The 26,279-nt window shown below is 42.8% G+C and carries 25 protein-coding genes and 3 tRNA genes; 23 read left to right on the top strand and 5 right to left on the bottom strand.

All coding sequences use genetic code 11. From position 1 onward, the window contains the following. Window positions 1–18: 18 nt before the first annotated feature. The 14 genes from rpmF (at window position 19) to QCB45_RS09790 (ending at window position 13,345) form a co-directional block, all read left to right on the top strand. Window positions 19–195 carry a 50S ribosomal protein L32 gene (gene rpmF, locus QCB45_RS09855; RefSeq protein ID WP_279420804.1) on the top strand — a complete coding sequence of 59 codons (177 nt, stop codon included), beginning with the start codon at window positions 19–21 and terminating at the stop codon, window positions 193–195. Between the two features lie 6 nt (window positions 196–201). Continuing rightward, window positions 202–1,230 (top strand): phosphate acyltransferase PlsX, encoded by a 1,029-nt coding sequence (gene plsX, locus QCB45_RS09850; protein ID WP_279420803.1) that lies wholly within the window; start codon window positions 202–204, stop codon window positions 1,228–1,230. 61 nt (window positions 1,231–1,291) lie between these two features. Continuing rightward, on the top strand, window positions 1,292–2,269 hold the full coding sequence (locus QCB45_RS09845) for a ketoacyl-ACP synthase III (protein WP_279420801.1): 978 nt from the start codon (window positions 1,292–1,294) through the stop codon (window positions 2,267–2,269). 54 nt (window positions 2,270–2,323) lie between these two features. Further along, complete coding sequence (gene fabD / locus QCB45_RS09840) at window positions 2,324–3,247, top strand: ACP S-malonyltransferase (RefSeq protein WP_279420800.1); 924 nt, start codon at window positions 2,324–2,326, stop codon at window positions 3,245–3,247. Window positions 3,248–3,287: 40 nt separating this feature from the next. Continuing rightward, window positions 3,288–4,028, top strand: coding sequence for a 3-oxoacyl-ACP reductase FabG (gene fabG, locus QCB45_RS09835; protein WP_279420799.1), 741 nt, complete (start codon window positions 3,288–3,290; stop codon window positions 4,026–4,028). 153 nt (window positions 4,029–4,181) lie between these two features. Further along, a complete protein-coding gene (gene acpP, locus QCB45_RS09830; protein WP_279408657.1) occupies window positions 4,182–4,418 on the top strand; it encodes an acyl carrier protein in 237 nt (78 codons plus the stop codon). Between the two features lie 92 nt (window positions 4,419–4,510). Then, window positions 4,511–5,749, top strand: a complete 1,239-nt coding sequence (fabF, locus tag QCB45_RS09825) for a beta-ketoacyl-ACP synthase II (protein ID WP_279420798.1) — start codon at window positions 4,511–4,513, stop codon at window positions 5,747–5,749. Window positions 5,750–5,781: 32 nt separating this feature from the next. Next, window positions 5,782–7,182, top strand: a complete 1,401-nt coding sequence (locus QCB45_RS09820) for an aminodeoxychorismate synthase component I (protein ID WP_279420797.1) — start codon at window positions 5,782–5,784, stop codon at window positions 7,180–7,182. Next, a complete protein-coding gene (gene pabC / locus QCB45_RS09815; RefSeq protein ID WP_279420796.1) occupies window positions 7,179–8,036 on the top strand; it encodes an aminodeoxychorismate lyase in 858 nt (285 codons plus the stop codon). Before QCB45_RS09820 ends, pabC begins: the two co-directional genes overlap by 4 nt. After that, window positions 8,033–9,064, top strand: coding sequence for an endolytic transglycosylase MltG (gene mltG / locus QCB45_RS09810; RefSeq protein WP_279420795.1), 1,032 nt, complete (start codon window positions 8,033–8,035; stop codon window positions 9,062–9,064). Before pabC ends, mltG begins: the two co-directional genes overlap by 4 nt. A gap of 59 nt (window positions 9,065–9,123) precedes the next feature. Beyond that, window positions 9,124–9,753: a dTMP kinase gene (tmk, locus tag QCB45_RS09805; protein ID WP_279420794.1), complete on the top strand. Its 630-nt coding sequence runs from the start codon at window positions 9,124–9,126 to the stop codon at window positions 9,751–9,753. After that, window positions 9,750–10,733, top strand: a complete 984-nt coding sequence (gene holB / locus QCB45_RS09800) for a DNA polymerase III subunit delta' (RefSeq protein ID WP_279420793.1) — start codon at window positions 9,750–9,752, stop codon at window positions 10,731–10,733. The genes tmk and holB overlap by 4 nt, the downstream gene beginning before the upstream one ends. Next, a complete protein-coding gene (locus tag QCB45_RS09795; protein ID WP_279420792.1) occupies window positions 10,730–11,509 on the top strand; it encodes a TatD family hydrolase in 780 nt (259 codons plus the stop codon). Before holB ends, QCB45_RS09795 begins: the two co-directional genes overlap by 4 nt. Window positions 11,510–11,515: 6 nt before the next feature. Then, window positions 11,516–13,345, top strand: a complete 1,830-nt coding sequence (locus QCB45_RS09790; protein ID WP_279420791.1) for an ABC transporter ATP-binding protein — start codon at window positions 11,516–11,518, stop codon at window positions 13,343–13,345. A 129-nt stretch (window positions 13,346–13,474) separates the two neighbouring features. Here the strand turns inward: QCB45_RS09790 and folD are convergent, their stop codons facing one another. Beyond that, window positions 13,475–14,335, bottom strand: coding sequence for a bifunctional methylenetetrahydrofolate dehydrogenase/methenyltetrahydrofolate cyclohydrolase FolD (gene folD / locus QCB45_RS09785; protein WP_279420790.1), 861 nt, complete (start codon window positions 14,333–14,335; stop codon window positions 13,475–13,477). A 249-nt stretch (window positions 14,336–14,584) separates the two neighbouring features. Here folD and QCB45_RS09780 point away from each other — a divergent pair. From QCB45_RS09780 to QCB45_RS09755, 6 genes are all read left to right on the top strand, one after another. Beyond that, window positions 14,585–14,661, top strand: a tRNA-Pro gene (locus QCB45_RS09780). Between the two features lie 55 nt (window positions 14,662–14,716). Further along, window positions 14,717–14,793, top strand: a tRNA-Arg gene (locus QCB45_RS09775). Between the two features lie 30 nt (window positions 14,794–14,823). Continuing rightward, window positions 14,824–14,899 (top strand) — tRNA-His (locus QCB45_RS09770). Window positions 14,900–15,913: 1,014 nt separating this feature from the next. Continuing rightward, a complete protein-coding gene (locus QCB45_RS09765) occupies window positions 15,914–16,222 on the top strand; it encodes a hypothetical protein (protein WP_279420789.1) in 309 nt (102 codons plus the stop codon). A gap of 69 nt (window positions 16,223–16,291) precedes the next feature. After that, window positions 16,292–17,299 (top strand): DUF4062 domain-containing protein, encoded by a 1,008-nt coding sequence (locus QCB45_RS09760; protein WP_279420788.1) that lies wholly within the window; start codon window positions 16,292–16,294, stop codon window positions 17,297–17,299. Window positions 17,300–17,395: 96 nt separating this feature from the next. Then, on the top strand, window positions 17,396–17,632 hold the full coding sequence (locus tag QCB45_RS09755; protein WP_279420787.1) for a YozE family protein: 237 nt from the start codon (window positions 17,396–17,398) through the stop codon (window positions 17,630–17,632). 387 nt (window positions 17,633–18,019) lie between these two features. Here the strand turns inward: QCB45_RS09755 and QCB45_RS09750 are convergent, their stop codons facing one another. Both QCB45_RS09750 and QCB45_RS09745 read right to left on the bottom strand, forming a co-directional pair. Then, the gene (locus tag QCB45_RS09750; protein ID WP_279420786.1) at window positions 18,020–19,162 is read right to left on the bottom strand and encodes a hypothetical protein; all 1,143 of its coding nucleotides are present in this window, start codon (window positions 19,160–19,162) and stop codon (window positions 18,020–18,022) included. Beyond that, window positions 19,162–19,527: a hypothetical protein gene (locus QCB45_RS09745; RefSeq protein ID WP_279420785.1), complete on the bottom strand. Its 366-nt coding sequence runs from the start codon at window positions 19,525–19,527 to the stop codon at window positions 19,162–19,164. The genes QCB45_RS09750 and QCB45_RS09745 overlap by 1 nt, the downstream gene beginning before the upstream one ends. 468 nt (window positions 19,528–19,995) lie before the next feature. Between QCB45_RS09745 and QCB45_RS09740 the strand changes: the two genes are divergently transcribed. Genes QCB45_RS09740 through QCB45_RS09730 form a run of 3 tightly spaced genes read left to right on the top strand, consistent with a single transcriptional unit; the run spans window position 19,996 to window position 24,331 of the window. After that, window positions 19,996–21,612, top strand: a complete 1,617-nt coding sequence (locus QCB45_RS09740) for a DEAD/DEAH box helicase family protein (protein ID WP_279420784.1) — start codon at window positions 19,996–19,998, stop codon at window positions 21,610–21,612. A gap of 20 nt (window positions 21,613–21,632) precedes the next feature. Continuing rightward, window positions 21,633–23,429, top strand: coding sequence for an ATP-binding protein (locus QCB45_RS09735; RefSeq protein WP_279420783.1), 1,797 nt, complete (start codon window positions 21,633–21,635; stop codon window positions 23,427–23,429). A gap of 2 nt (window positions 23,430–23,431) precedes the next feature. Beyond that, window positions 23,432–24,331: a phospholipase D family protein gene (locus tag QCB45_RS09730; RefSeq protein ID WP_279420782.1), complete on the top strand. Its 900-nt coding sequence runs from the start codon at window positions 23,432–23,434 to the stop codon at window positions 24,329–24,331. A gap of 14 nt (window positions 24,332–24,345) precedes the next feature. On the opposite strand, the gene QCB45_RS09725 is transcribed toward QCB45_RS09730, so the two are convergent. Together QCB45_RS09725 and QCB45_RS09720 are read right to left on the bottom strand one after the other, a co-directional pair. Next, window positions 24,346–25,407 carry a cysteine desulfurase family protein gene (locus QCB45_RS09725; protein ID WP_279420781.1) on the bottom strand — a complete coding sequence of 354 codons (1,062 nt, stop codon included), beginning with the start codon at window positions 25,405–25,407 and terminating at the stop codon, window positions 24,346–24,348. Next, window positions 25,407–26,273 carry a phosphoadenosine phosphosulfate reductase family protein gene (locus QCB45_RS09720; protein ID WP_279420780.1) on the bottom strand — a complete coding sequence of 289 codons (867 nt, stop codon included), beginning with the start codon at window positions 26,271–26,273 and terminating at the stop codon, window positions 25,407–25,409. The genes QCB45_RS09725 and QCB45_RS09720 overlap by 1 nt, the downstream gene beginning before the upstream one ends. Window positions 26,274–26,279 lie beyond the last annotated feature (6 nt).

Raw genomic sequence — 26,279 nt, 5'->3', positions numbered from 1 at the left:
ATTAATTAGGAGATTGACATGGCTGTTCAAAAGAGTCGTAAAACCCCATCAAGACGTGGTATGCGTCGTTCTCACGATGCTTTAACTGCACCTTCTTTGACTGTTGACGAAACTACTGGTGAAGTTCACCGTCGTCACCACGTTACAGCTGATGGTTATTACAAAGGCAAGAAAGTCGTTCAAGATAAAGGCTAAGTTGTCTTGAGTATTAATATTGCCATCGATGCGATGGGCGGTGACCACGGCATCACGGTCACCGTTCCTGCTTCACTAGATGCACTGTCCAAATTTTCAGATATTCACATTATTCTGGTCGGTAAAGAAGACCTGATTAATGCGGAATTGTCCAAGTATCAATACGATGCTTCCAGAGTTACCGTTCAGCATGCCGAGCAGGTGGTTGAAATGGATGACTTGCCTTCCAAAGCTTTAAGAAACAAACGCCAATCGTCCATGCGAATCGCCCTTAATCTCGTTAAGGATGATCAAGCGCACGCCTGTGTTAGTGCCGGTAATACTGGCGCTCTGATGGCGGTAGCCAAGTTTGTGTTGAAGACGTTGCCGGATATCGATCGCCCTGCCATCTGTACCTCTATGCCAACCATGAAAGGTCATGTCCATGTGTTGGATTTGGGTGCGAACGTCGGTGTAGACGGTGATACCCTGGCACAGTTTGCAGTCATGGGATCGGTGCTTGCACAAGCTGTGGACGATAATCCGAATCCGAGTGTCGGGCTATTGAATATCGGTGAGGAAGAGATCAAAGGTCACCAGCGCATCAAGGATGCGCATCAGATTCTGCAGAACTCCAAGATCAATTACATCGGCTATGTTGAAGGTGACGACATCTATAAAGGGAATGTCGACATCGTGACCTGTGATGGATTTGACGGTAACGTCGCTTTGAAATCCAGTGAAGGGGTTGCCAAGATGATCTCTTTCTATCTTAAAGAGGCCTTCAGCAGAAATCTATTGACCAAGTTCGTGGCTCTGCTTGCTTATCCGGTTTTGAAATCGTTTAAGGATAAAGTCGATCCAAGACGGTATAATGGTGCCTCTTTGTTAGGTTTGAAAAAGATCGTGATCAAGAGTCACGGCGGTGCAGATGAATTTTCGTTTTTACATGCCATTGCGGAAGCTCGTCTGGAAGTGAGTAAGAACGTTCCGGAAAGAATCTCCTCGGAAGTGTCCAAGCTAATCAAGCATCAAACTACCGCACAAGATCTTTAACCTGTTGTTTAATCAATACAAGCTTGTTGAAAAACAGTTTAGATAAAAGAAATAAATTCTCATGAGTCAAAAAATCTATAGTCGCATTGCTGGAACGGGCGGGTACCTGCCTGAAAAGATCTTAACCAATTTAGATCTTGAGAAGATGGTTGATACCAGCGATGAGTGGATTCAGGAGCGTACCGGTATTCAGCAGCGCCATATCGCAGCGGATAATGAAACTACCTGTGATTTGGCTGAAAAAGCTTCCCTGAAAGCAATTGAAATGGCCGGAATCGACAAGGATACCATCGATCTAATCATCGTCGCGACAACGACTCCTGACAAGATCTTTCCGAGTACGGCCTGTTTGTTGCAGCAGCGTCTTGATGTACGTGGCGCGCCTGCGTTTGACGTTCAGGCAGTTTGTTCTGGTTTTGTCTATGCCTTGAGTGTGGCTGATCAATTCATCAAGACAGGCATGTCCAAGCGTGCACTGGTGGTTGGGGCTGAAACCTTGTCTCGTATCACTAACTGGGGCGATCGCAATACTTGCGTTCTATTCGGTGACGGTGCAGGTGCGGTGGTTCTTGAAGCTTCCGACAAGCCGGGAATCCTATCTACCCATATTCATGCCGACGGCCGATATGAAGACTTGTTGCACGTTCCATCCGGGCCTTCCAAGCTACCTCGTACCGATGATATCGCTGAAAAAACTATGTCTATGAAAGGGAACGAAGTATTTAAGGTGGCGGTTAATACGTTGAGTCGTATCGCTACTGAAACCCTTGAAGAGAATAACATGCAGAAAGAGGACCTGGATTGGCTGGTTCCGCATCAGGCGAACTTGAGAATCATTAAGGCGACGGCGAAAAAGTTAAAGTTGAGAGACGATCAAACGGTCGTGACGGTCAACAAGCACGCTAATACCTCCAGTGCCTCGGTTCCGTTGGCTTTGGACGAAGCCGTACGCGACGGTCGTATCCAGCGTGGTCAGACGATTCTGATGGAAGCGTTTGGAGGTGGTTTCACGTGGGGTTCTGCATTAATTAAATTCTAAATTTTTGATGAAGTTTCATCTTAAGTAAATCATAACGTATTTAGGTATTATTTTATGTCATACGCATTTGTATTCCCTGGTCAGGGTTCTCAGTCGGTTGGGATGCTTTCAGAGTTGGCCGATTCCCACAAAGAAGTTCAAGAGGTGTTTTCCGAGGCTTCGGATGTGTTGGGGTACGATCTTTGGGACTTGGTTCAGAATGATGCGTCGGGCAAATTGAATCAGACGGATGTAACCCAGCCTGCGATGTTGGCTTCCGGTATCGCTGTATACCGTACATTGGCTGCTCAGTCGGATTTGGCTCCGACCTACATGGCCGGCCACTCTTTGGGTGAGTATACGGCATTGGTTGCCAGTGGTGTTATGACACTGGCACAGGGTATCGAGTTGGTTGCTGAACGTGGCCGTTTGATGCAGTCAGCGGTACCGGAAGGTGCGGGTGCGATGGCAGCGGTACTTGGTTTGGAAGACGATCAAGTAGTAGCGGTTTGTAGTCAGATTGAAGGTGTGGTTGAAGCGGTTAACTTCAACTCTCCGGGCCAGGTTGTTATCGCTGGTGAAAAGGCCGCGGTTGATGCGGCAATGGAAGCGGCGACAGAAGCCGGTGCGAGTCGAGTGGTGCCGTTACCGGTCAGCGTGCCTTCTCACTGTTCTTTGATGAAGCCTGCGGCGGATGCTTTGGCTGAAAAATTGGCGGGTATGTCTTTCTCAGCAGCGCAGACTCCGGTTCTGCACAACGTTAACGTTGCGGTTTCCAGTACAGAAGAAGAGATCAAGCAGGCGTTGGTTCAGCAGCTGTATCAACCGGTGCAGTGGGTGAAAACAGTTCAGGCGATGAAAGAAAACGGCGTCGAGCAGCTATTCGAATTGGGTCCTGGTAAGGTATTGATGGGCTTGAACCGTCGTATCGACCGTAAAATGGGCATGGTCGCGGTTTATGATAATGCGACACTAGAAAAAGCCATTTCAAGTTTATAGAATAAGTGCTATTCAAATTATCTATAGTAAGGAACGAATTATGTTAACAGGTAAAGTTGCATTGGTTACAGGTGCCAGTCGTGGAATTGGAAAAGCAATCGCTTTGGATTTGGCGGCACAGGGTGCAACCGTAATCGGTACAGCGACTTCTGAAGCAGGTGCGGAAAGTATCAGTGCCTATCTATCGGAATCTGGAGCAAAAGGCGCAGGTAAATGCCTTAATGTAACGAACGCGGATATGATTGCCGATGTATTGGCTGAAATCACTTCTGAATTCGGTGTTCCGACCATTCTTGTTAACAATGCCGGAATCACTCGTGACAACCTGTTGATGCGCATGAAAGACGAAGAGTGGGATGATATCATTCAAACCAATTTGAACTCGGTTTACCGCATGAGCAAAGCTTGTTTGCGTGGAATGATGAAGGCTAAAGGCGGACGAATCATTAATATCGCTTCTGTGGTAGGCGTGATGGGGAATGCCGGTCAGACCAACTACGCAGCAGCCAAAGCGGGTATTATTGGATTCAGCAAATCTCTGGCACGTGAAGTCGGTGCTCGAAACATCACTGTTAACACGGTTGCACCAGGTTTCATCGATACCGATATGACTCGCGCCTTGCCGGAAGAACAACGCGCTGCTTTAACCGGGCAGATTCCTCTAAGTCGACTGGGTGAGCCGGAAGATATCGCTAAAACAGTGACTTTCTTGGCAGGTGATGGCGGTTCTTATATTACGGGACAGACCCTGAATGTAAACGGCGGAATGTATATGATTTAAGTTTCTTATTGCGCGGATAAGTGATTGATTTATGACCTTAATCAAGAAAAGCGCAATTAAAAACTTGATAATCTAGGCAGATAAAGCGAAAATACCAAAAATTTATTTAACCCATATTTTTAATTAAACACTATAAGAAGACTGGAGAATTCCATGAGCAGTATTGAAGAACGCGTAAAGAAGATTGTTGTTGAGCAATTAGGTGTAGAAGAAGATCAGGTTACTCCTGATGCATCTTTTGTAGATGACTTAGGTGCGGATTCTCTTGACACTGTTGAGCTAGTAATGGCTCTAGAAGAAGAATTTGATTGCGAAATCCCTGATGAAGAAGCAGAGAAAATCGCTACTTTGGCTCAAGCTAAAGCTTACATCGAAGCTAACTTGGACTAATCCAAGGTTCGCAAAGCGTATATCTTGATGAAAAGCCGTAATTTTTTACGGCTTTTTTTATATGTGAAATTTAAAAAGTGTGAGGGTGCATCTTGTCTAAGCGTCGTGTTGTGATTACCGGTTTGGGTGTGTTAACGCCAGTTGGGTTGACAGTTTCTGAAACTTGGAACAATTTGTTGGCGGGTAAAAGCGGTATTGATTATTTGACCAAGTTCGATACTGAAGCCTATGCGGTGAAGTTCGGCGGAGTTGTTAAAGGGTTTGAAGTAACCGATTACATCACTGCCAAAGAAGCCAAGAAAATGGATCCGTTTATTCATTACGGAATTGCTGCTGGCGTTCAGGCCATTCAGGATTCCGGTTTGGAAGTGACGGAAGAGAATGCACCTCGTATTGGTGTGTCTATCGGTTCAGGTATCGGTGGAATCGGTTCTATTGAAACCCAGCATTCGATTGCCGAGAAATCCGGACCTCGTCGTATTTCGCCGTTTTTCGTTCCTAGTGCGATCATTAATATGATTTCGGGTAACCTGTCGATCATGTACGGCTTGAAAGGTCCGAACATGGCAATTGGAACGGCCTGTGCAACCGGAACCCATAGTATCGGTGATGCCGCTCGTATGATTCAGTACGGCGATGCCGATGTGATGGTAGCCGGTGGGGCGGAATACGCTACCACGGAACTTGGTTTGGGTGGGTTTGCTGCTGCGCGCGCTTTATCGACACGCAATGACAATCCTCAGGCGGCAAGCCGTCCTTGGGATAAAGACCGTGACGGTTTTGTTTTAAGTGACGGCGCCGGTGCCGTAGTGTTGGAAGAATACGAACACGCCAAAGCCCGTGGCGCGAAAATTTATGCCGAAGTACTTGGTTTTGGTATGAGTGGTGACGCCTATCACATGACACTTCCTGCTAAAGGTGGAGAAGGTGCGGCGCGCTGTATGGCGACGGCCTTGCAGAACTCTGGCGTTGATGCTTCCAAAATCAATTACATCAATGCCCACGGTACTTCGACGCCTGCGGGTGATGTTTGCGAAACCATGGCGGTTAAGACGACGTTTGGCGATCACGCTTATAACTTGGCGATGAGTTCCACTAAGTCGATGACCGGTCACGCATTGGGTGCGGCCGGAGCAATGGAAGCTGTGTTCACCGCTTTGGCGATCAAGGAGCAGAAACTGCCTCCGACGATCAACTTGGAAAACCCGGAAGAAGGGTGTGACCTGGATTACGTAGCCAATGAGGCGCGCGATGCCAAGGTCGATTATGCTTTATCGAATTCGTTTGGATTCGGTGGAACCAATGCCAGCTTGGTGTTAGGTAAAGTATAATTACCTCTTTTCATTCCAAGAGAAGAGCAGACATGGATAGACTTGATTCTATCGACATTCAACAGGCTGTTACCATACAGCCTGTTTGCGTTTCTGAAAACTGCCGTTTGGATCTGTCCAAGCTTCACCAGTTGAATCCCCAGCGTTACCCATTCCTGTTGGAAAGCGTCGCTAAAGGCGTGTTGGGACAGTACGACATCCTGTTTGCTTTTCCTCAAGATTCCATCAGCTTGGATAAGGTTGAAGACATCTCTGATTTTCAGAGTAGGGCGAAGCAGGCCTTTTCAGAACTGAAACAACCCGAGCTGGATTGTGACTTGCCGTTCTATGGCGGCTGGTTTGCGTTTTTCAGTTACGATTACGCCCAAGCGGTGGAACCAAGCCTGAACCTGCCGGAATCCGAGTTTCCGCTTGCAAACCTAACCCGCGTTCCCGCTGCGGTTGTCGTTGACCATGAGAAGGGCGAAATCAGTATCGTAGTCGAAAACGAGTTCACTGATTTGATCGAGACGATTTGGGAAGACATTGACAGTGCCTTGAACGTCATCGATTCGCAAGTACCGATCCAGATTGTCGATTCCCGTGAAGAGCCGGAAAATAAATATCTGGACGGCGTTAAGGCGATTAAGGAATACATTCTTTCCGGCGACATCTTCCAGGTGAATCTGTCTCGTCAGTGGCAGGTTGAGCTGTCTCATGAGCAGGAATATCTGGATGTTTACCGTGCTTTACGAACGCATAATCCGGCGCCGTTTGCTGCGTTAGCGCACTTTGCAGATGAAAAGCATGAGTGGAGTATCATCAGTTCCTCTCCTGAGCGTCTGGTTAAATATAAGTCGCCGTGGGTCGAGACCCGACCGATTGCCGGTACTCGCAAGCGCAGTGCCGATGCGGAAATGGACAAAGCGTTGATCGACGAGCTGATCTCGCATCCCAAGGAGCGCGCCGAGCACATCATGCTGATCGATCTTGAGCGGAACGATCTGGGGCGTATTTGCCAGCCGGGCAGTGTTGAAGTCAACGAGTTGATGGTGGTCGAAAGTTACGAGCACGTTCATCACATCGTTTCCAACGTTCGCGGGCAGTTACAAGACGGGTTTGATCCTCTGGACATCGTACATGCGCTGTTCCCGGGCGGAACCATTACTGGCTGCCCGAAAGTGCGTTGCATGGAAATCATCGCCGAACTTGAGCAGATGCCGCGTGAGGCGTACACAGGGTCTTTGGGGTACATCAATCGTGACGGGTCGATGGATTTGAATATCCTGATTCGTACCATGTTGCATAGCCGACATGGGGATAAATCGGTCGTGCAGTTCCGTGCCGGTGCCGGGATTGTCGCGGACTCTGATCCGAAAAACGAATTAACCGAGACCCGCCATAAGGCCAAAGGCTTGATTAACGCTTTGAGCAGTCAGGAGCGCTTCCTGTGAGCGTTCGAAGCTGGGTAGACGGACAAGAGCAGAACCACTTGGAAGTCTTGGATCGTGCCGTTCAGTACGGTGACGGTTTCTTCACGACCATGTTGTCGGCGGAAGGTCAGCTTTATAACTGGTCGGCACATTGGCGACGTTTGTCTGAAAGCGCTTCACGTTTGGGTTTTCCGGAAATGGAAGAACAGAGCGTTTTGCAACAGTTGGCTCAAGCACTGACTGGGAACGAACGGCCTGTTGTGGTCAAAGTGATTGTTTCGAGAGGGTTGGGTGGTATCGGTTATCAACCGCCTGTGGAAGCTAAGCCGAGAATCATCATTCAGGTCTCGCAGCACCCGCTATATAAAAAAACGGCGGATATGACGGAAATGCATCCCGCTATGGTGGTCACGCTTTGCAAAAGCGTTTGCGCAATCAATCCGCAACTGGCTGGGATGAAACATTTGAACCGTCTTGAGAATGTTCTGGCGCGCGCCGAACTAATCGGGACGGAATTTGCCGAAGGCATTATGCTCAATGCTCGCCAGCAAGTGATTTCGGCCACTCAATCGAACGTGTTTCTCATCAAAGGACAGCAGCTTGTTACACCAAAACTGATCGACAGCGGTGTGGAAGGAACCACGCGTTGTCAGTTACGCTTTTTGGTGGAAAGCTTGGGCCTCGAATGGATTGAACGTGAAGTCGCTCTGGAAGAAATCAGAGATGCTGACGGATTGTTTCTGAGTAATGCCGTACGCGGTATCATGCCGGTTAAAGAATTCATGAATACGAAATTTGCCGTTGAGCGGGTGGTTGAAATTCAACAGGCCTGGTTGGAATGGCAACAGAATAACGCAATACGGATTAGGGAATGATAAAAACGTTGTTGAGAGGTTTGGCGGCGGTGTCCGGCTTGTTGGTCGTGGTAGCGTTCATTTTTGGTTTTCAGGTTCAGCAGTTTCTGACTCAACCGGTTTCCGATTTGACGGAATCGAAGATTATTGAAATCCAGCCAGGCTCTTCCGCGTATAAAGTCGCCGAACAATTGCATCAGGCAGGCCTGTTGAGTTCCCCTAAGTGGTTTGTCTGGTATCTTCGCTATCACGATCAGCATGGTTTGATTAAAACCGGAGAGATGCGAATCCAGCCGCAATGGACCGTTGAAGAGTTGGCGCAGGCGTTGATTAAAGGGGAGACTGTTAAATATCCGGTGACTTTGATTGCGGGTCATACGTTTGAGCAGACATTGCTTCAGATAGAGGCCTTGCCGAAAATCAAACGTGTTCTGAACGTCGAGCAAACGGACGAACTCTATAAAGCGTTTTCACTGAAATCACTGGGTGACGAAAATTATCCTTTTGCAGGGCTGGAAGGCTGGTTTTTGCCGGAAACCTATCTGTATCAAGCCGGTGACTCTGACCTGAATATTCTGACCCGTGCGCACGAAGCTTTGAACACCACTCTTCAGGAAGCCTGGCAGAAAAGAGCTAAGGAGTTGCCATTCAAGACGCCTTACGAGGCGTTGATTATGGCGTCACTGGTGGAGAAGGAAACGGCCGTGCCCGAAGAACGAGCCTTGATTGCTGGTGTCTTCATTAACCGTTTGAAAAAACGTATGCGTTTGCAGACCGATCCGACCGTGATTTATGGCATCGGAGCGAAATATGATGGTAATATCCGTAAGGCCGATTTGTTGAAAAAGACACCTTACAACACTTACCGTATAAACGGTTTGCCGCCGAGTCCGATCGCTTTGCCGAGCCGTGAGGCAATCGAGGCGGTGATGCACCCGGATAAGACCAAGGCGTTGTATTTCGTAGCCAAAGGCAATGGCGAACACTATTTTTCAGAGACATTGATCGAGCATAACAAGGCGGTGCGTAAGTACCAGTTAATGCGCTAGCGATGAATGGCGAATCAACAGTAATCAGTAGACTATCAATTTAAGGGAAGTAGAGCCGGATGACAGGCAAGTTCATTACACTTGAGGGAACCGAAGGAGCGGGTAAATCGACCAATTTAGCTTTTATGGCGGATTGGCTCAAGCAGCAGGGCATTGATGTCATCACCACGCGTGAACCGGGCGGAACCGAAATCGGCGAAGCGGTCAGAGGAATTCTACTGAATCAGGCCTACACCGAAATGCACGCCGATACCGAGCTGCTGTTGATGTTTGCCGCCCGTGCACAGCATATCCGCGAGAAGATCATTCCTGCACTCGAGAAAGGCACTTGGGTTATTTCAGACCGTTTCACCGATGCCAGTTACGCATATCAAGGCGCGGCCCGAGGCATTCCGTTTGAGCGTATTGCCGAAATCGAGACCTGGGTCCAACAGGGTATGTATCCGGATATGACCTTCGTTTTCGATTTGCCGATTGAAGTCGGTATGGCGCGTGTGGCGTCGCGCGGCGGTCAGACCGACCGTTTTGAGCAGGAACAGCACGACTTTTTTGAAAAGGTACGCGGCGCTTACCTGACAAGAGCAGGGCAAGCTAAAGAACGTTATACGGTATTGGACGCCAGCCAGTCTCTGGAACAGGTTCAGGCCGAAATCGAAACCTGCTTGAAAACCCTCATGGAGAACGCATGATTTATCCGTGGATGGCCGCTCAGTGGCAGCAATGGCAACAGCTGCAGTCGCGATTGGGGCATGCTTATTTGTTGTCCGCTCCAAGCGGTATCGGGATCGAGTCGTTCGTCCAACAGGTGACGCAATCGATTCTGTGCAATACCAACAACACCTGTGGCGAATGTTCCGGTTGTCACCTGTTCCTGACCGACCAGCACCCGGATTTTTTCCATTTGCAGGTGTTGGAAGACAAGAAAGAGATTTCCGTCGACCAGATCCGCGAACTTGTTTATAAGTTGAATGAGACTTCGCATCAGGGCGGTTACAAAGTGGCCTGGGTCGAAGGCCCGGAATACCTGAATCAATCGGCGTTCAATGCGCTGTTGAAGACCTTGGAAGAACCTTCTGAAAAGACATTGTTCATTCTGACCACTCATCAGGTGGGGCGCCTGCCGGCGACCATCCTGAGTCGTTGCCAGAAACTGATGTTTGCGGCCCCGTCGATCGACGAAGCTCAGAGTTGGCTTCACCAGGCCTGTCCGCAAGCGGACGAAGCGCTGCTTAAACGTGCTTTGCGATTGAACTGGGGTGCGCCGATTGCGGCTCAACAATGGATTGAGCAAGGCCTGTTCGAACAGGATAACGAATGGAAAGCGGCTTTGAAGCAGATGCAGTCCGGTCAGAAAACCGTGCCGCAACTGGTTGAAAAGTGGCTGAAATGGGCCCAGCCTGAACAGGTGTTCGATTATTTCTATTTCTGGTCGGTCTCCGCAGTGCGTGCCGCCTATTACAAGCCGGGTGCGGAATACTCGGACGACCAGATCCAAAACTGGCTGCGTTTTCAGCAGGCCTGTTTGCAAGCCAAGAACAGCTGGCAGGGCAATGCCAACAAGCAGTTGGTTTTGGAAGCGCTGTGTTTTGAGTGGTTACAGATACAGCAATCTCAAGCTCCGTTAGAGAGTGTGTTTCAAACGAATATAGTAAAAGGGAAGTTAGCGTGATTGTCGATTCGCATTGTCATTTGAATATCCTGCCGGAAGAGAAGGTGGGAACCGTTTCAGACGTGATTGAAAAAGCGAAAGAACTGGGCGTGGAACGTATTCTATGCGTCGCCATCAATCCGGATCAGTGGTCCGAGGTATTGGCGCTGGCGGAACAGTATGACGAAGTCTATGCCGCCATCGGCGTGCACCCGTGTGAAGAGAAAGAGGTTGTGGTTTCCGACGAGGAGTTGGTCAAATTCGCTTCTCACCCTAAAGTAATCGCAATCGGTGAAGTCGGTTTGGATTATTTTCATTTCGATGCCGAGGCTGAATCCATGGAATGGCAGCACGAGCGTTTCAGACAGCACATCCGTATCGCCAAACTGCTTGGAAAGCCTTTGATCATCCACACACGAAACTCCACGCCGGATTGCTTGAGCATTCTGGAAGAGGAAGGCGCGGATGAAATCGGCGGAATCATGCACTGTTTTGTCGAAGATATGGGTACGGCCGAACGCGCCATGCAGATCGGTTTCTATATCTCGTTTTCCGGTATCGTCACTTTCAAGAATGCAGTGGAGTTGAAAGAGGTCGCCAAACAGGTGCCCTTGGATCGTATTCTGGTGGAGACGGATTCGCCTTACTTAGCTCCGGTTCCTTACCGCGGTAAGACCAATCAGCCGGGTTATACCCGCTATGTGGTTGAAGAAATCGCAAAATTGAAAGAGCTTCCTTTCGAAGAAGTCACTCAGGCGACCACCGCCAACTTCAATCGTCTGTTCAAACTGGACTGATCTATTATGGAAACGGCTTCCGCTTCACAACCTGTTCAGGTTACTGAACAGGCTTCCGACTATTCCGAACGTTGTTATACCTGGCAGCGTATTTTTGATCTGGTTGTGAGGCATAAGTCGCGTCTGGTCAAAGCGCACATCATTGCCTTGCTGGCAATGTTGGCGACCGTTCCCTTACCTTTATTATTGCCGATTCTGGTGGACGAAGTGCTTCTGGATAAACCGGGGCCGATCGTCGGTTTTTTGCAGACGTTGGTTTCGCCGGATTGGTACGGCCCGATCTATTACATTGTCGCAATCACCGTAATCACGATTATTTTGAGAGTGCTAGGGCTGATATTTGGCGTCTGGCAGGTTCAACAGTTTACCGTTATCGCCAAAGACGTGACCTATCGCATCCGCCGTGATTTGCTGGCAAGAGTGCAGGGCGTTTCCATGGCGCAATACGAAACGCTTGGAAGCGGTAGCGTTTCAGCCACCATGGTGAATGACGTCAATAGTATCGACACGTTTCTAGGCACCACGGTCGGTAAGTTGATCATTGCCGTATTTACTCTGATCGGCGTGAGTTTGGTTTTGCTTTGGCTGCATTGGCAGCTGGCGCTGTTCATTCTGCTTCTGAACCCGGTGGTGGTCTATTTCACCATGCGTATGGGGCGCAAGGTCAAAACCTTGAAAAAGGATGAGAACAGTGCGCTGGATGCCTTTCAGCAAGCCTTAACGGAAACGCTTGACGCTTTGCAGCAGGTTCGTGCAGCCAATCAGGACACTAACTTTTTTGATCGTGTGAGAGGGCATGCCCAGTCGGTCAAGCAACATTCGGAAGCGTTTACCTGGAAGAGTGATGCGGCAAGCCGATTCTCTTTCATGATTTTCCTAGTCGGGTTCGATGTATTCCGCGGCGTGAGTATGTTGATGGTCGTGTTCTCCGGGTTGTCGATCGGTGAGATGATGGCGGTTTTCGGTTACCTCTGGTTTATGATGGGTCCGGTTCAGGAAATGTTGGCGATTCAATACAGCTACAGTGCCGCGAGCGGCGCTCTACAGCGTATCAACGACGTGCTGGATTTGAAACAGGAACCGGTTTATACCAGTAAGGTCAATCCGTTTGAACAGTCGGGTCCGATTTCGGTAGCGGTGAAAGATTTGTGCTTTAGTTATCCCGGCAAGTCGGAGCGAGTGCTTAACCGATTGAATTTTACGATTCAGCCGGGTGAGAAACTGGCACTGGTCGGAGCCAGTGGCGGTGGGAAAACCACTTTGGTTCAGTTGTTGTTGGGCTTCTATGAGGCCGAGGCCGGTCAGGTCTTATATGGCGGTCAGCCAATCGACCAAATTGGCCAGACCGTGGTGCGCCAGCATGTGGCGACGGTTTTGCAGCAGCCGGTTTTGTTTCATCAGAGCATCCGTTTCAATCTGACGTTGGGGCAGGAGATGGCCGACGATAAATTGTGGGATGCGTTGGAACAGGCGCAGTTGGATGATGTTGTTCATTCACTTGAACAGGGATTGGAGACAATCGTCGGGCGCAATGGCATCAAATTGTCCGGTGGTCAGCGCCAGCGTTTGGCGATTGCGCGAATGATTCTGCAAGACCCTAAGGTTGTCATCATGGATGAAGCGACTTCTGCACTGGATATGGAAACCGAACGCCAGCTTTATGAAGATTTGGCACCGTTCCTTGAAAACCGTACTACGTTGATTGTGGCGCACCGTCTCAGTTCCATCAGGCAAGCGGATCGGATTATGGTGTTCGAGGACGGACACATCATAGAAAGCGGCAGTCATGATGAGCTGATCGCTCAAGAGGGAACTTATCACAAACTTTATCGCTAAGTTAAAGTGATGAAGTCCAGATACAACCAGATACAAAAAAGGCCGGTATTTTAACAATACCGGCCTTTTTTATTATCAGAACCCTATTTCAAAACCGAACAGGCCTGTTCGGTTTCGGAAATGAAATGATTAAGCTTTGCAATCCAAGTGGTAAGCAACCTGAAGAGTGTTTTGCAATAGGGTAGCGATGGTCATCGGACCTACACCGCCCGGAACCGGCGTGATCCAGCTCGCTTTCTCTTTCGCAACGTCGTATTCAACGTCACCACACAGCGTACCATCGTCAAGGCGGTTGATACCTACATCGATTACGATTGCGCCGTCTTTGATCCATTCACCTTTGACCATATTCGGGATACCGACACCAACAACGACCAAATCCGCTTCTGAAACCTTCTTAGCCAAATCTTTAGTTGCACTGTGACAGATGGTGACCGTAGCACGTTCGTTCAATAGTTCCAATGCCATTGGCACACCGACGATGTTGGATGCACCGACCACAACAGCATTCAATCCACGTAAAGGAATACCAGTCTTCGCCAACATTGTCATGACACCGTGTGGCGTACAAGGTGCTAGTTGAGGCATACGGGTCGCCAAACGACCGACATTGTATGGATGGAAACCGTCAACGTCCTTACAAGGGGAGATACGTTCGATAATGGTTTCAGGGTCGATATGATCCGGAACCGGAAGCTGCACGATAATACCGTGTACGCTGTCGTCCGCGTTAAGCTTGTCGATTAACGCTAGAACTTCTTCTTGAGAGGTTTCGGCAGGAAGAACTTCGGAAACGTCGTTGAATCCCGCTTTTTGGCAGGCAATCTTCTTGTTACGTACATACACTTGAGAAGCTGGGTCTTCGCCCACCATGATGACAGCTAGCCCTGGCGGTTTTTTGCCTTGAGCGACCTGTTGCTCAACTTCCTGTTTAATGGATTCACGTAACTCTTCTGCAATGGCTTTACCGTCAAGAATCTTAGCAGACATAACATCTCCCAAATGATGTAGAAATTAAAAAATGATTATGATACCCGATTTTGTTTCGCTTCACTGGTAATTGGAGAGGTTTTGTTTACATGTCGCGTTGGTAGGGGAAAAAGCGATTCAAAATAGGAATCAATCACTTAGCCCGAATCGCCCGAAACTAGGGCGGGGCAGGAGTAAAAAAACATTAAAAAATTCATAATTTGTTGTTGACAGCCTACGGGGGCATCTATACAATACGCCCCATCTTCACGGAGTGTAGCGCAGCTTGGTAGCGCACCTGTTTTGGGTACAGGTGGTCGGGGGTTCAAATCCCTCCACTCCGACCATTTTCTTTTTGATGCGAAATCCTTTTCGGGTCAATAGTAACAAGGTTCGATAAGAGCGCCCATAGCTCAACTGGATAGAGCATCGCCCTTCTAAGGCGAGGGTTTCAGGTTCGAATCCTGATGGGCGTGCCATTTACGGCATGTCTTTCAATTACCATTATGGCGGATGTAGCTCAGTTGGTAGAGCCCAGGATTGTGATTCCTGTTGTCGCGGGTTCGATCCCCGTCATTCGCCCCATTTTCTTCCTTTGTTTTCAATTACTTATCTGCTTTTAAAGTTTCTATTTAATATTCATTTTTACTCGTGCCCCATATGTGCCCCAATTTTATTTTAATTAGGGCTGGTTTTTCTTTTCTTCTTTTTCCTTACGGATTCACTTGCTGTTTTTTATTGAAGCAATCATGATTAATACAAAAACTCCCGTGACGATTAAGAGAAATATTCCAATATTTAGCGACATTTTAGTTTTCCATTTGTATACTTTTTTGTGTAGTGAATCATAACTGATGTTCTAAAAAATAGGAGAATTAGACTTTGCGATCTAATAAATTTTCAAATATGTATTTTTCTGAGTTTATTAAACATGGATAGGGCTTAGGCTTAATATCTACGGATTGTGAGTCTCTTTCTATAATTATTTCAATGGCTTGTCAATGCTCTCGGAAGCCTAATGCATGATGCCACTACTTTAAGCAATTTAAATAAACCTTCAGTGCACTAATTAATATTAATTATCTTTCGTTTGGGTAGTTTTATTGAAAGGCTACTTATCCAATCTCAATAATTTCATGATTTTATGGGCGTCTTGTTAAATTAACCACTTAATGAATCTTTTCTTAGGGGTGACGATAGTAGAGTTCTCAGTAGTACCGTATTCTTACTTCAATCAGGTGAAACGCATTGAATATCAGAATTAAAATTTAACCTGTAATTTTTAATACATTACTATGAAATGTGCGATATTCAATAAGACAATAAGACATTTTATGCAAGGCATGATATTTTATGATAAATAGTCTGTTTCAAATATGACTTTTCTTAATTGTAGTGTTCATCTTCTTTTTATCTACTTAAATTACAATCAAGAAAAATCACAAACACAAAACAAATCTGTCGGAATAGACTTTGATATGGCAAGGCATTTTGATAAGGATGCCTAAAAAGGCTCTCGTGGGGGAAGGTCGGTGTCAATCTGTCTCGCGCCCCAGAGCTTAAACGTTAGCTACACATATTAAATACTTAGGAGTAACAATGGAAAAAATCCTTTTTACTACAGATCAAATGCCTGCTGGTATGGAAGTAAAGCAGTTATTTTCAATGATACAAGCAACAGGTACAGTTGAACTTTCTAAAAAAGGACTTATACGGGGTTTAATTGAACAAAATCGAAATGAATATCAAGATGTTTTAGATTCTTTTATTAGTTATGCTCCAACTAAGGCAAATGCAGTTATTGGGGTGCAAATTTCAACCTCGGCTCAATCATTTAATAATGGAACCTTTTTATATGTGACTTACATTGGTACTCCAGCAATTATTGGTGACATTGAAGATAGCTAACAAATTACTCATGACGACCGCGCTTGAGAGCGGCCGGCTACCTCTTAACTTTAAGTATCAATAGAAAACATGGAAAAACGTTACCAAATATTCGTAAGCTCAACCTATGTAGACCTGCAAGATGAAAGACAGCATGTCTTACAGGCACTTATGGAAATGGATTGTATTCCGGCTGGTATGGAGCTATTTCCTGCCGCAGATGAAGAACAATGGGAGTTTATAAAGCGAGTAATTGACGACTGTGATTACTACTTGCTAATCATTGGTGGAAAATACGGTTCCTTATCCAGTGAAGGAATTAGTTATACAGAGATGGAGTATGACTATGCAGTTGAGCAAGGCATCAAAATATTAGCATTACTTCATGAAGCCCCAGACAGCCTTCCTGGTACTAAAATAGAAATTGACCCTGAGGCAAGAGAGAAGCTCAATCAATTCAGAGAAAAAGTTTCAAATGGCAGGCTCGTGAAATTCTGGAATCGAGCAGATCAATTGTCAGGCCTTGTTGCATTAAGCTTATCAAAAACTATTAAAATGTACCCCGCCGTCGGCTGGGTAAGAGCAGATCAAGGGAATTCTATAGAGCTTTTGGTTCAAATAAATGAGCTTCGCCAGAAGAATGAAGTCCTGCTATTGGAAAACCAACAATTAAAACAACAAGCCGTAATTGATACCGGCGGTTATTCTTCTGGTGAAGATTTAATTCGTTTGAAAGGAGTGTACAAGATTACCTACGGCAGTAAACTCAAAAACAGTTGGGAGTACGATGTCACGTGGAATCAGATTATTTCTTTCATTGGCCCGCATCTACTTCAATATTTAAATGAAGGATCCGTTAATAGGCAGCTTGCCAAGTCAATACTTAAAGCAAATGGTAAAAGTGCGGATGACTGGTACACAAAAGAAGTAGAGGAAGAAGTTTTCCAGACTGTTAAGTTACAGTTAATGGCACTCGGATTTGTGGAAGTAAAAAGCCTTCAAACAAAGCAGGGAAATATGGCTTTATTTTGGATCTTAACACCTAAAGGCAAAAAATACTTAATGGATGTAAGAACGATCAAAAAAGACGATACTTAACGATTTGATCCAGCGGACAGACTGAAGACGCGCGCCATTGAATAAAGCGTTTGGTTTACTGAATCAATAATATAGTGGAAATAATTGGAGAAGGCTATGAGCCAACGAACACATGAATCAAGTAATTTTTATGTTTGGATACTCAAACAGGTCAACGTAGATTCACCAGTTGGAGATCTTGCAAAGGTTGTAAAAAAAGACCCTTTCTTTCCTAGAGCGGGTTCCACGATAAAACCTTTTAAAGATTATCTAATTCAAAAATCAGGTGAAAGTTATTTTATCCAAGCACTTGAGGAGGCATGGAAAGAATATTCTGAATTAACTAGCTCATAACAATTCACTCAAAAATTGGGAGGTGAAATGAGACCCTTCTTATATAAAACTCTTGAAAGAACCCAAAAATCGAGTGTGATAGTTTTCCCCATAATGGAGAGGTTTAGGTGCCAAAAAGCCGTGAATGATTTGACTCTAAGCCGCGCTAGTCAAGGCTTTGAATTTGTAGCGGAGCTGGGCTTGAACCAACGCTCTTCGGGTTATGAAGATAAAAACTCTTTGTTATTTTATTCTAACCCATTGTTTAAAAACATTTAAACCGTGTAAACCTATAACAGTATTACGTTGATATACCATTAGGTTTTTATTGTTAAGATGCAAATACGACACAAAGGTAAATAATTTAACCTCACCTCACCAACTTAGGGAAGAAAATTCACTTTTATCCTACAATTCTTTATCTAATTCCACATCCCCTAAAGAAAAACCAAAGCTCGCTTCTAAATTATCATTTTTTGGGTCTATTGCTGAAATTACTATACTTTTGTCTTTAATTATATGAATCTGGTTTGCATAGTATTTCGATCTTGGGAAAACTCTCCACGTTACAAAGTCATTGTCTAATGTATGGAAGCCATTTTCCTGCCCGATTAACTTTAAAGTATCTTTTGTTTCTACAACCGTTCCAAAAGTAGCTGTTCGAGCAGTAACAATAGAATCCTCTTCGATTTGATACATGAGTGTTTTGTTATTTTGTTGATCTGGGTTAAGAGTTCTAAATGCTATCGTCATATCTTCTGTTAAGAAAAACTCTTTATTTCCTCCAAACCAGCTGTTAACAACTGTCTTATTATCTATTTTCTTAATATTGCCCTGTAAAGGATCTTCCAGCTTTACTTGATTTACAATACGCCAATATTCTTCGATATGATTTTCGTAATCCTTAATATCAGGAATAGGTTCAAAGTCTAAAACACTAACTCCTCCCACAGTATTTGCAACTAGTCTATTTTTATACCAATCACAATCAGTGCATACGGATTTAACACGAACCTTTACATCTTTATCTTCAACATATTTTTTTTGAGGAATAACTGTAACTAACCCTTCTTGACCTGAGGCTATAGCAAGCCTATAAAAACTATTAGGTGAAATCCTAAATGAAGGGCAATCCCATATTTTTACGTTACTTTTATATTCTGTTAAATTACCCATTTCCCATTTGATATGGATAGTATTAACACCTGCTTCTGAAGCGATGTATATAGTATTTCTATAAAGGTTTATATCAGAAGGCCATACTCCAATATAAATAGAACGTTCATTAGCTTTTTGTAAGTCTCTTTTGGTAATAAAATATCTTCTTCCATTAAACTTTTCTTTAATTTTATTCCTAGAAGAGTTTAGGAGGTATTTCCTTAAATCAGAATTTCCAATTCTGAATTTATTGCCCAGAGCAAGATTTACAACACGATCCCATGAGTAGGAGTTTAGTTTAAAATCCATGTCTACAAGAAATAAAACCCCGGAGTAGATAAAAGACGATAGATAATCCCCCTCAATCTCAATTGATACCGTAGAAATATCCATTAAACTTTACCTTGCATGATGTTGGTACCATCTTTCTTTTTAATTATTCCTTCTGCCACCCATGTCTTTACAACTTCAGAAGGAGGTTTGTCTCCGTTTCTTTTTGGAGATACGGTATAGCCATGCCATTCATTTTGATTACACACGTACTTAGCAACGGACAAATCTCCTGCTGTATCTCTACCAATAGCACCCATATTTTGTGCAACATTCCAAATATTATTTTTACCGTCTACCCAATTTCTGTCATACCCCATCAAAAATAATCTCAATTCATCCCATTCGGGAACCGTCCACTGACTTTTTTGATGTATAGGAAGCCCCCCTCTGTGAACGTGATTAACTTTGTATGCAGAAAATTTCATTGTTTGGATATCCTACTTTAAACTAAGTTTAGTAACTTGATTTCATTTCAAAAGTTGAGATTGATTTTGTTTAATCGCCCAAAATAATAAATTAGCAAAAAGCGCCAATTTCCGCAAACTTCGAGGATGATTAGTAACTGACGACAATACATCCACTCTGTTAGATTGGAGAAATCAATGAATATAGCAATTCCAAAATCTTATCAATATCTCTTTTGTAGTTAATTGAGGCCTATTAAAAAGCATTTATACGAGCATTTTTGATTTTGTATTTTTTGGTGTGGCACTGCTAAAGGTAAAAATAGGTTTAACGACGACTATATAGCTAAAAACTACTGTAATTTATTGAGTTGGGTTCTTACAATTTCTCGCTACGGAATACATAAGTGATGGCTTATGAGTTGCATTTCTTGTTTAATACTGTAGATTGCTTATTTATATCTATTTAATTATTAATAGAGGCGATGTGTGAACCTTATAAAAAAAGTATTAGGTAATTATTCAAAGGGTGAGTTGCAAGCTTTAATCCCAGATCACTCAATTAAATTTATTAACGATGTCAGTGACAAGGAGTTAACAAAAGAAAGTTTAATAAATTTGATTTTGTCAGATTCGATAGTTTCTATGTTGGATGATAAAAAAACTAGAGATAAGTTTATATCGAGAATGTCTGAATCAGATTTACTTTTGATACTTCAAGGTGTCGGTATAGACATTGGTGACTCGAGCTCAATTACAGCGAATACCTATGATGAAGTGAAAAAATATGCGGCAAACAATATTGAAATATTTATGGCCGTTCTAGGTATAAGTGAATTGTGGGTATCCTATAGCTATGCAACTGAGGACTTACCTAGTATTAAAGAGGTTGTTCCTCAATATGGGATGTACCCGTATCAGAAAGAAATTGCTATAAAGGTTCGTGAGGTAATACAAAAACAGCCATCTGCTAAGAGAATTATTCATTTACCAACGGGTGCAGGAAAAACTAGGGTAGCTATGAATGTTATCTGCGATTTCTTCCGAAATAATGTAGGTTCTGTAATTGTTTGGATTGGACCATCGAATGAATTATGTAATCAAGCTTATGAAGAGTTTACTAAGGCTTGGAAGGCTTTAGGATCTGAAGATAAAAGATGCTATCGTTTTTTTGATAGCCCCGGAATCCCCCTTTCTGGAATTACGGATGGTTTACTTATAGCAAGTATTCATCAATTGTACGCAAAAAGAAAAAATGGTAATGAGCTTCATTTTAAGCAGTTAGCGAAAAATTGTAGGTTAATTATATTTGATGAGGCTCATCAAATTATCGCGCCAACTTATTTGGAAACTGTTAGTGAGTTAAGAGATAGTTTAAGCTCATCTTTTCTTTTAGGATTAACAGCTACCCCTGGTAGAGGATCTCATGAGATCGGGGATGAAGATCGGCAATTATCAAAATATTTCGAAGACAAAAAAATAACAATGAAAGCTCCTGGTTATGAGTCTCCTGTACAGTATTTGATCGATCAAGGGTACTTGGCTCAACCAAATTTTTTTCCATTAACTTATGTTCTACCGGAATATCAAAAGGAAGAGGTTGAGTCAAAATTAAGTGAAAAAGAAAAAATTGATTTGTTATCAAATGTCGATGGACGAAATTTAGCAATTATGCAAACCGTTAAAGAAGAATATGAAAATGGTAGCTTTATAGTTGTCTTCGCATGTAATGTGCAACATGCAATTGATATTTCATATGCTTTGAATTTCGAGGGGATTCCCTCTACTTATATAACGAGTAAAACAGATTCATCTGAGTCACAAAAAGAAAAAGTCGCTAGGTATAAAAGAGGCGATGTTAGAGTCATCGTAAATTTTGGAATCTTGGCGACTGGATTCGATGCCCCTAAAACAAATGTTGCTGTTATCTCTAGACCCACAACATCATTAGTACTCTATTCTCAGATGGTGGGTAGAGCAATGCGAGGTTATAAAAGTGGGGGGAATTTAGAGTGCCGTATTTATACTGTAAAAGATGACATTAAAGAGTTTACAAATGTTAATTATGCTTTTGTGAATTGGAATATTAACTACATCGAAGAATAAAGAAAGAGGATATGTTGATCATGGAAAAAAAACCTTTTATCACTGGTAAAGTTGTCATTGAATCGATGAGAGATAATGGTTTTAAAAATGCAGCATATGCTTTAGCTGAAATTGTTGACAATAGCATACAGGCTGGAGCGTCTTTGGTACAAATAATGACATATGAACATGTCATACAAAACCAGCAGAGGTCTGGAAAAGTTGTTGAAGAAATTGCAGTTTTGGATAATGGAAGTGGAATGACTGCAAGTCAATTACACTCGGCTCTTGAGTTTGGTGGATCAGAACATAGATTTGATAAAAATGGAATGGGCAAGTTTGGTATGGGGTTGCCTAATTCTTCAATATCGCAGTGTAAAAGAGTTGATGTTTGGAGTTGGAAAAGCTTGGATTCTATTAATTACACCTACCTTGACATCGATGAAATGGTGAATGGCAACTTGGAATCAATTCCATACCCTGATGAAAAAGAATTCCCTGAGTTTATCAGTTCTTCATTACAGCAGGAGCCTCTTCCTAATTCAGGGACTCTTGTTGTGTGGTCAGATTTAGACAGGCTTCAGTGGAAAACGTCTAAATCTATAAAAAAACATTCTGAATTAAGAATTGGACGAATGTACCGAAAGTTTTTAAATGAAGAAAAAGTAGTAATTAAATTTAGAAATTTTGAGGTGTCAAGAAATAATAGTGTGACACAACAAGATCAGCATATCATTAATGCAAATGACCCGATGTACTTGACCCTTAATTTAACGATGGATGATTTGCCAGAGCCATTTAACAAAGAGGCATTCTTTGAACCAGTTGAGGAATATTCAAGAGAGTATTTGCTTGGTAATGAAACTTTTGAAGTTACTTTTAGAAGTAGTATTCCTAAAAGAGCTATATGGGATCAAATTCGAAAGCTTGAAAAGAAAAAAGTTGGAAATACTACATTCGGTAAGCACGCGGCAGCGAATATGGGGCTTTCTATTGTTAGAGCTAATAGAGAATTAGATTTAGATCCTAGTTTCATTACATGGGATGCAGAAAAAAATAGGGATATTGGACGTTGGTTTGGTTTAGAGATTAGCTTTCCTCCCGGGTTAGATAAAGTATTTGGTGTCCTTAACAATAAACAGGCCGCTGTAAATTTGAGACCGATGGATGTAGATGCTGATGCTGAAGCAGAAGGTTTTTCTTCTTCAGAAGAATATAAGCTTGATCTGAAAGAAAATGGCAATAATAAACATATTATGTATGAAGTAGCTTCCGAAATTAAGCAAATGAGAAAGAAGCTAGAAGACGTTTTTAAGGCTTATCCCTCGGGGAATATATCTGACCAAACATTAGATGGGCATGATGTAAGTGATATTGCTACAGAAAAATCAAAAGAAAGGGGGACTGTTAATCCCACTGAGTTTGACGAGACTGATCCAAGTTTAGATGGTGTTAAGAAAACATTGATTGATGCTGGTAAAACCGAAGAAGAAGCTGAAGAACAAGCAAAAAGAATCTTAGAGAAAGGGCGCAAATTTGAGATAGAAATTGTACCGCTTTCAACAACAGCATTTTTTGATGTGACTAGGGAAAATGGTTTTATCTTATTGCAGATAAATGAAAACCATCCTTTCTACATTAATGTGCTTTCTAAGCAAAAACCAAATGAAAAACTGTTATTGGAATTAGTTTTGGCTGCTTGGGCTCGTTTAGAGCAGGAAACAACAAGTGAACAAAAAAGGAGGAACCTCGAAACAGCAAGGGCTAGTTGGGGGGAAATTCTAGAAGATTTTATTTATGATGCTGAAGATGTTGAAGATGTTGAAGATGTTGAATAAGTATGTCTATTTATAATGGTAAAGAGTTAAGGCATTTCATAGAGAAAGAAATTACTAATGTTAATGATATATTTATTGCATCGGCTTTTATTACAGATGCAGGAGTCGATTGGTTAGCTTCTAATATTTCTGAGCAGGCATCGGTTTCATTGGTAGTTAGAGCTCTTCCTGAAGACTTCCTGAATGGTGCAACAACTATTTCAGCGCTTAAAAAAATAGTAAGTTATGGTTGGGAGTTAGCGTTTAATGAAAACCTTCATGCTAAAATTTTTTCGTTTGATAGAAGTGAATTAATTGTTGGTAGTTCCAATTTAACATCTAGAGGTTTGATGTTGTATGTAGATGGAAATATCGAAGCAAACACAAGATTAAGTGCAGATGCAAAAAGTTTGAGATTTATTGATGCATTAAAAGAAAGTTCAATTTCTCTTGATTTAAGTATGATAGAGGCGTTTGAAAACTTTCTATCGGAATTTAAAAAGACATATGTCCGTGTTGATAAGGTATTGAATTGGCCGTTAGAGCTAACAAATGAACCGGTTAGTGATTTGTTTGTTAGTGATTTACCACCTAATCCAATTAATAAAAATGGTTCAAAAAATTGTAAGTTTACCTTAGTTGACAGCTTACTTAATGATGATAGAAGTGCTGAAGCTAGAAAAGTCTTTAAATCATTGAAAATTTATAAGTGGCTAATGAGGTTGTTTGAAGCTCATACAGAAATTCGTTTTGGTTTTCTCACGAAAGAAATTCATGACGCGTTAATAGAGGATCCTAGGGTATACAGAAAAGATGTTAAGCAATTGCAGCAAAATCTTATGAGTTACATTGAAGTGTTATTAGAAGATGAGATATTGATTGAAAGACCAAATCATTCTCAAGTTTTAATTAAAAAGAATTAATTTCATCATTAGCTTTAAAAGCTAATTCTTAACGAATTGTTAATTATTAATTTTTCTTTTATTCCTATTGATTTTAATACATGTGATGCTTTAACTTCTTTCGAAGAGCATGCTGAACCTTGTGAAAGGGCTATTTGATCAAAGTTCTCTCTTATGAAATTGTTTACATCTAGGTTTTTGAAGCTAAGGTTGTATATGTTAGGTAGTTTAGGTTGGGTACCATTTATTACGAAGTCTCTTTGGTCAAAAATATTTAAAGTTTCTTTAAATTTTTTCTCATGTTCCTTATTTTTGACTTGCTTAATAAAATCCGACTTAAAGTACTGAAGACTTTTATGCATTCCAACAATTAACGGAGTCGGTAAGCTTCCTCCTCTTAAGCTTAGTTCTTGACCAGCTCCATGTATGACAGGAATCAATTTTGCTGTTTTTGCATCTCGAATAAAAAGAGCACCTATACCTTTTGGTCCATTAAATTTATGTGCTGACATTGATAAAAAGTCCAAATTCATTTCATCAATATCGATGTCCATTTTTCCAACTGCCTGCGCAGCGTCAGTATGAAATTTAACGCCGGTATCAAAACAAATTTTTCCAATCTCTTGAATTGGTTGTACAGTACCCAGTTCGTTATTTGCAGTCATTATTGAACATAAAATTGTATCTGGGCGTATTGCATTTTTGACGTCTAGAGGATCAACATGGCCAGATGGTTTTACGGGCAGGTATGTTACCTTAAAGCCTTGGGTTTCTAGGTATGCACAAGTATTTAAAACGCATTTGTGCTCAATAGAAGAAGTAATGATATGCTTGCCCTTGTCTTGATTAGCAAGGCAGTATCCTTTCAATGCAAGATTGTTAGCTTCTGTAGCCCCAGAGGTGAAGATGATCTCAGATGGGTAACATCCAATTTCATCTGCGATAAATTCTCTTGCTTCATCAATTACTTTTTTAGCCTCAAGCCCCATAGTATGGTTTGAAGAAGGATTGGCAAAGCCTTCTTCAAACCAGTATCGCATTTCTTCAACTACTTCAGGGTATACGGGCGTAGAGGCAGCATAATCTAGATACAGCATTATTTGTAGCAGGTGATGCAGGCACCACCACCTTCCTCTTGATCGTAAATTTCATCCATGACTTTAGTATCAATCACTTCAATATCAATTAGGGAGTTTCTTCGCATGCGTTTTTTATAACGAGCCATTTGCTTCTCGTGATCATCTTTTATCTCTTGTATTCGTTTAGGATCTTCTAAAGTTTCTAAAGGCGTGTCCTGGCCCATCCAGAAATAAGATTTTCCTGAAGGTGTTTGTCCTATTTGTTTTTCGTATCTTTTAGCATCTTCGAATAAATCTGGGTACCGCTCTTTTAACCTAACCCATTCGATTTTTCGTTGAAAAAAACAAAAGGTACAGCCAGATCTTGAGCGCCACTCATAATATTTTGGTAAACCAAGCCCTGAGCTTTCAAGGATGTCTTCGATGTTTTTCTTTATAAGTCCGTCTTCAGCGAAAGGCATTTTGACTTTTAAGAAGTCATGTGTAGGTATGTATCCTTCACGGGTTGGTTCATCTGCACGTATTGCAACATAACTGATGATTTCGTATCCTTCATCTAAAAATTTTTGTACCCACTTTTCAAACGGAACGAGTTTCATTTGAATAGTACACCAGCGCTGTTGTGGTGAAGGAAGGAAGTCATTGAACTCATTAGTTAGCAAGTAGTCAAAATCTTTACCTTCATCAATTCTGAGAATTTCTTTTCCAAGATATGCTTCAAGGTCATTTAAAAAATCATATACCTCTGGCAATTCTTTACCTGTATCAGTAAAGAAGTAATCAATATCTATTTCTGGGTAGTTGTCGCGCATATAAACAGCTAATGCAGCACTGTCTTTACCGCCAGAGAGACCAAGTACATGTTTTTGCTTTTTTTCAGACATTCTTTC

Source organism: Thiomicrorhabdus sp. ZW0627, from assembly GCF_029767005.1.
Taxonomy (GTDB): Bacteria; Pseudomonadota; Gammaproteobacteria; order Thiomicrospirales; family Thiomicrospiraceae; genus Thiomicrorhabdus.
This window is presented reverse-complemented; position numbering and strand designations above follow the sequence as displayed.

Coding starts and splice junctions, on each gene's coding strand:
- rpmF (WP_279420804.1), top strand. CDS start 19: ATGGCTGTTCAAAAGAGTCGTAAAACCCCATCAAGACGTGGTATGCGT.
- QCB45_RS09845 (WP_279420801.1), top strand. CDS start 1,292: ATGAGTCAAAAAATCTATAGTCGCATTGCTGGAACGGGCGGGTACCTG.
- fabD (WP_279420800.1), top strand. CDS start 2,324: ATGTCATACGCATTTGTATTCCCTGGTCAGGGTTCTCAGTCGGTTGGG.
- fabG (WP_279420799.1), top strand. CDS start 3,288: ATGTTAACAGGTAAAGTTGCATTGGTTACAGGTGCCAGTCGTGGAATT.
- acpP (WP_279408657.1), top strand. CDS start 4,182: ATGAGCAGTATTGAAGAACGCGTAAAGAAGATTGTTGTTGAGCAATTA.
- QCB45_RS09820 (WP_279420797.1), top strand. CDS start 5,782: ATGGATAGACTTGATTCTATCGACATTCAACAGGCTGTTACCATACAG.
- mltG (WP_279420795.1), top strand. CDS start 8,033: ATGATAAAAACGTTGTTGAGAGGTTTGGCGGCGGTGTCCGGCTTGTTG.
- tmk (WP_279420794.1), top strand. CDS start 9,124: ATGACAGGCAAGTTCATTACACTTGAGGGAACCGAAGGAGCGGGTAAA.
- holB (WP_279420793.1), top strand. CDS start 9,750: ATGATTTATCCGTGGATGGCCGCTCAGTGGCAGCAATGGCAACAGCTG.
- QCB45_RS09790 (WP_279420791.1), top strand. CDS start 11,516: ATGGAAACGGCTTCCGCTTCACAACCTGTTCAGGTTACTGAACAGGCT.
- folD (WP_279420790.1), bottom strand. CDS start 14,335: ATGTCTGCTAAGATTCTTGACGGTAAAGCCATTGCAGAAGAGTTACGT.
- QCB45_RS09765 (WP_279420789.1), top strand. CDS start 15,914: ATGGAAAAAATCCTTTTTACTACAGATCAAATGCCTGCTGGTATGGAA.
- QCB45_RS09760 (WP_279420788.1), top strand. CDS start 16,292: ATGGAAAAACGTTACCAAATATTCGTAAGCTCAACCTATGTAGACCTG.
- QCB45_RS09755 (WP_279420787.1), top strand. CDS start 17,396: ATGAGCCAACGAACACATGAATCAAGTAATTTTTATGTTTGGATACTC.
- QCB45_RS09750 (WP_279420786.1), bottom strand. CDS start 19,162: ATGGATATTTCTACGGTATCAATTGAGATTGAGGGGGATTATCTATCG.
- QCB45_RS09745 (WP_279420785.1), bottom strand. CDS start 19,527: ATGAAATTTTCTGCATACAAAGTTAATCACGTTCACAGAGGGGGGCTT.
- QCB45_RS09735 (WP_279420783.1), top strand. CDS start 21,633: ATGGAAAAAAAACCTTTTATCACTGGTAAAGTTGTCATTGAATCGATG.
- QCB45_RS09730 (WP_279420782.1), top strand. CDS start 23,432: ATGTCTATTTATAATGGTAAAGAGTTAAGGCATTTCATAGAGAAAGAA.
- QCB45_RS09725 (WP_279420781.1), bottom strand. CDS start 25,407: ATGCTGTATCTAGATTATGCTGCCTCTACGCCCGTATACCCTGAAGTA.
- QCB45_RS09720 (WP_279420780.1), bottom strand. CDS start 26,273: ATGTCTGAAAAAAAGCAAAAACATGTACTTGGTCTCTCTGGCGGTAAA.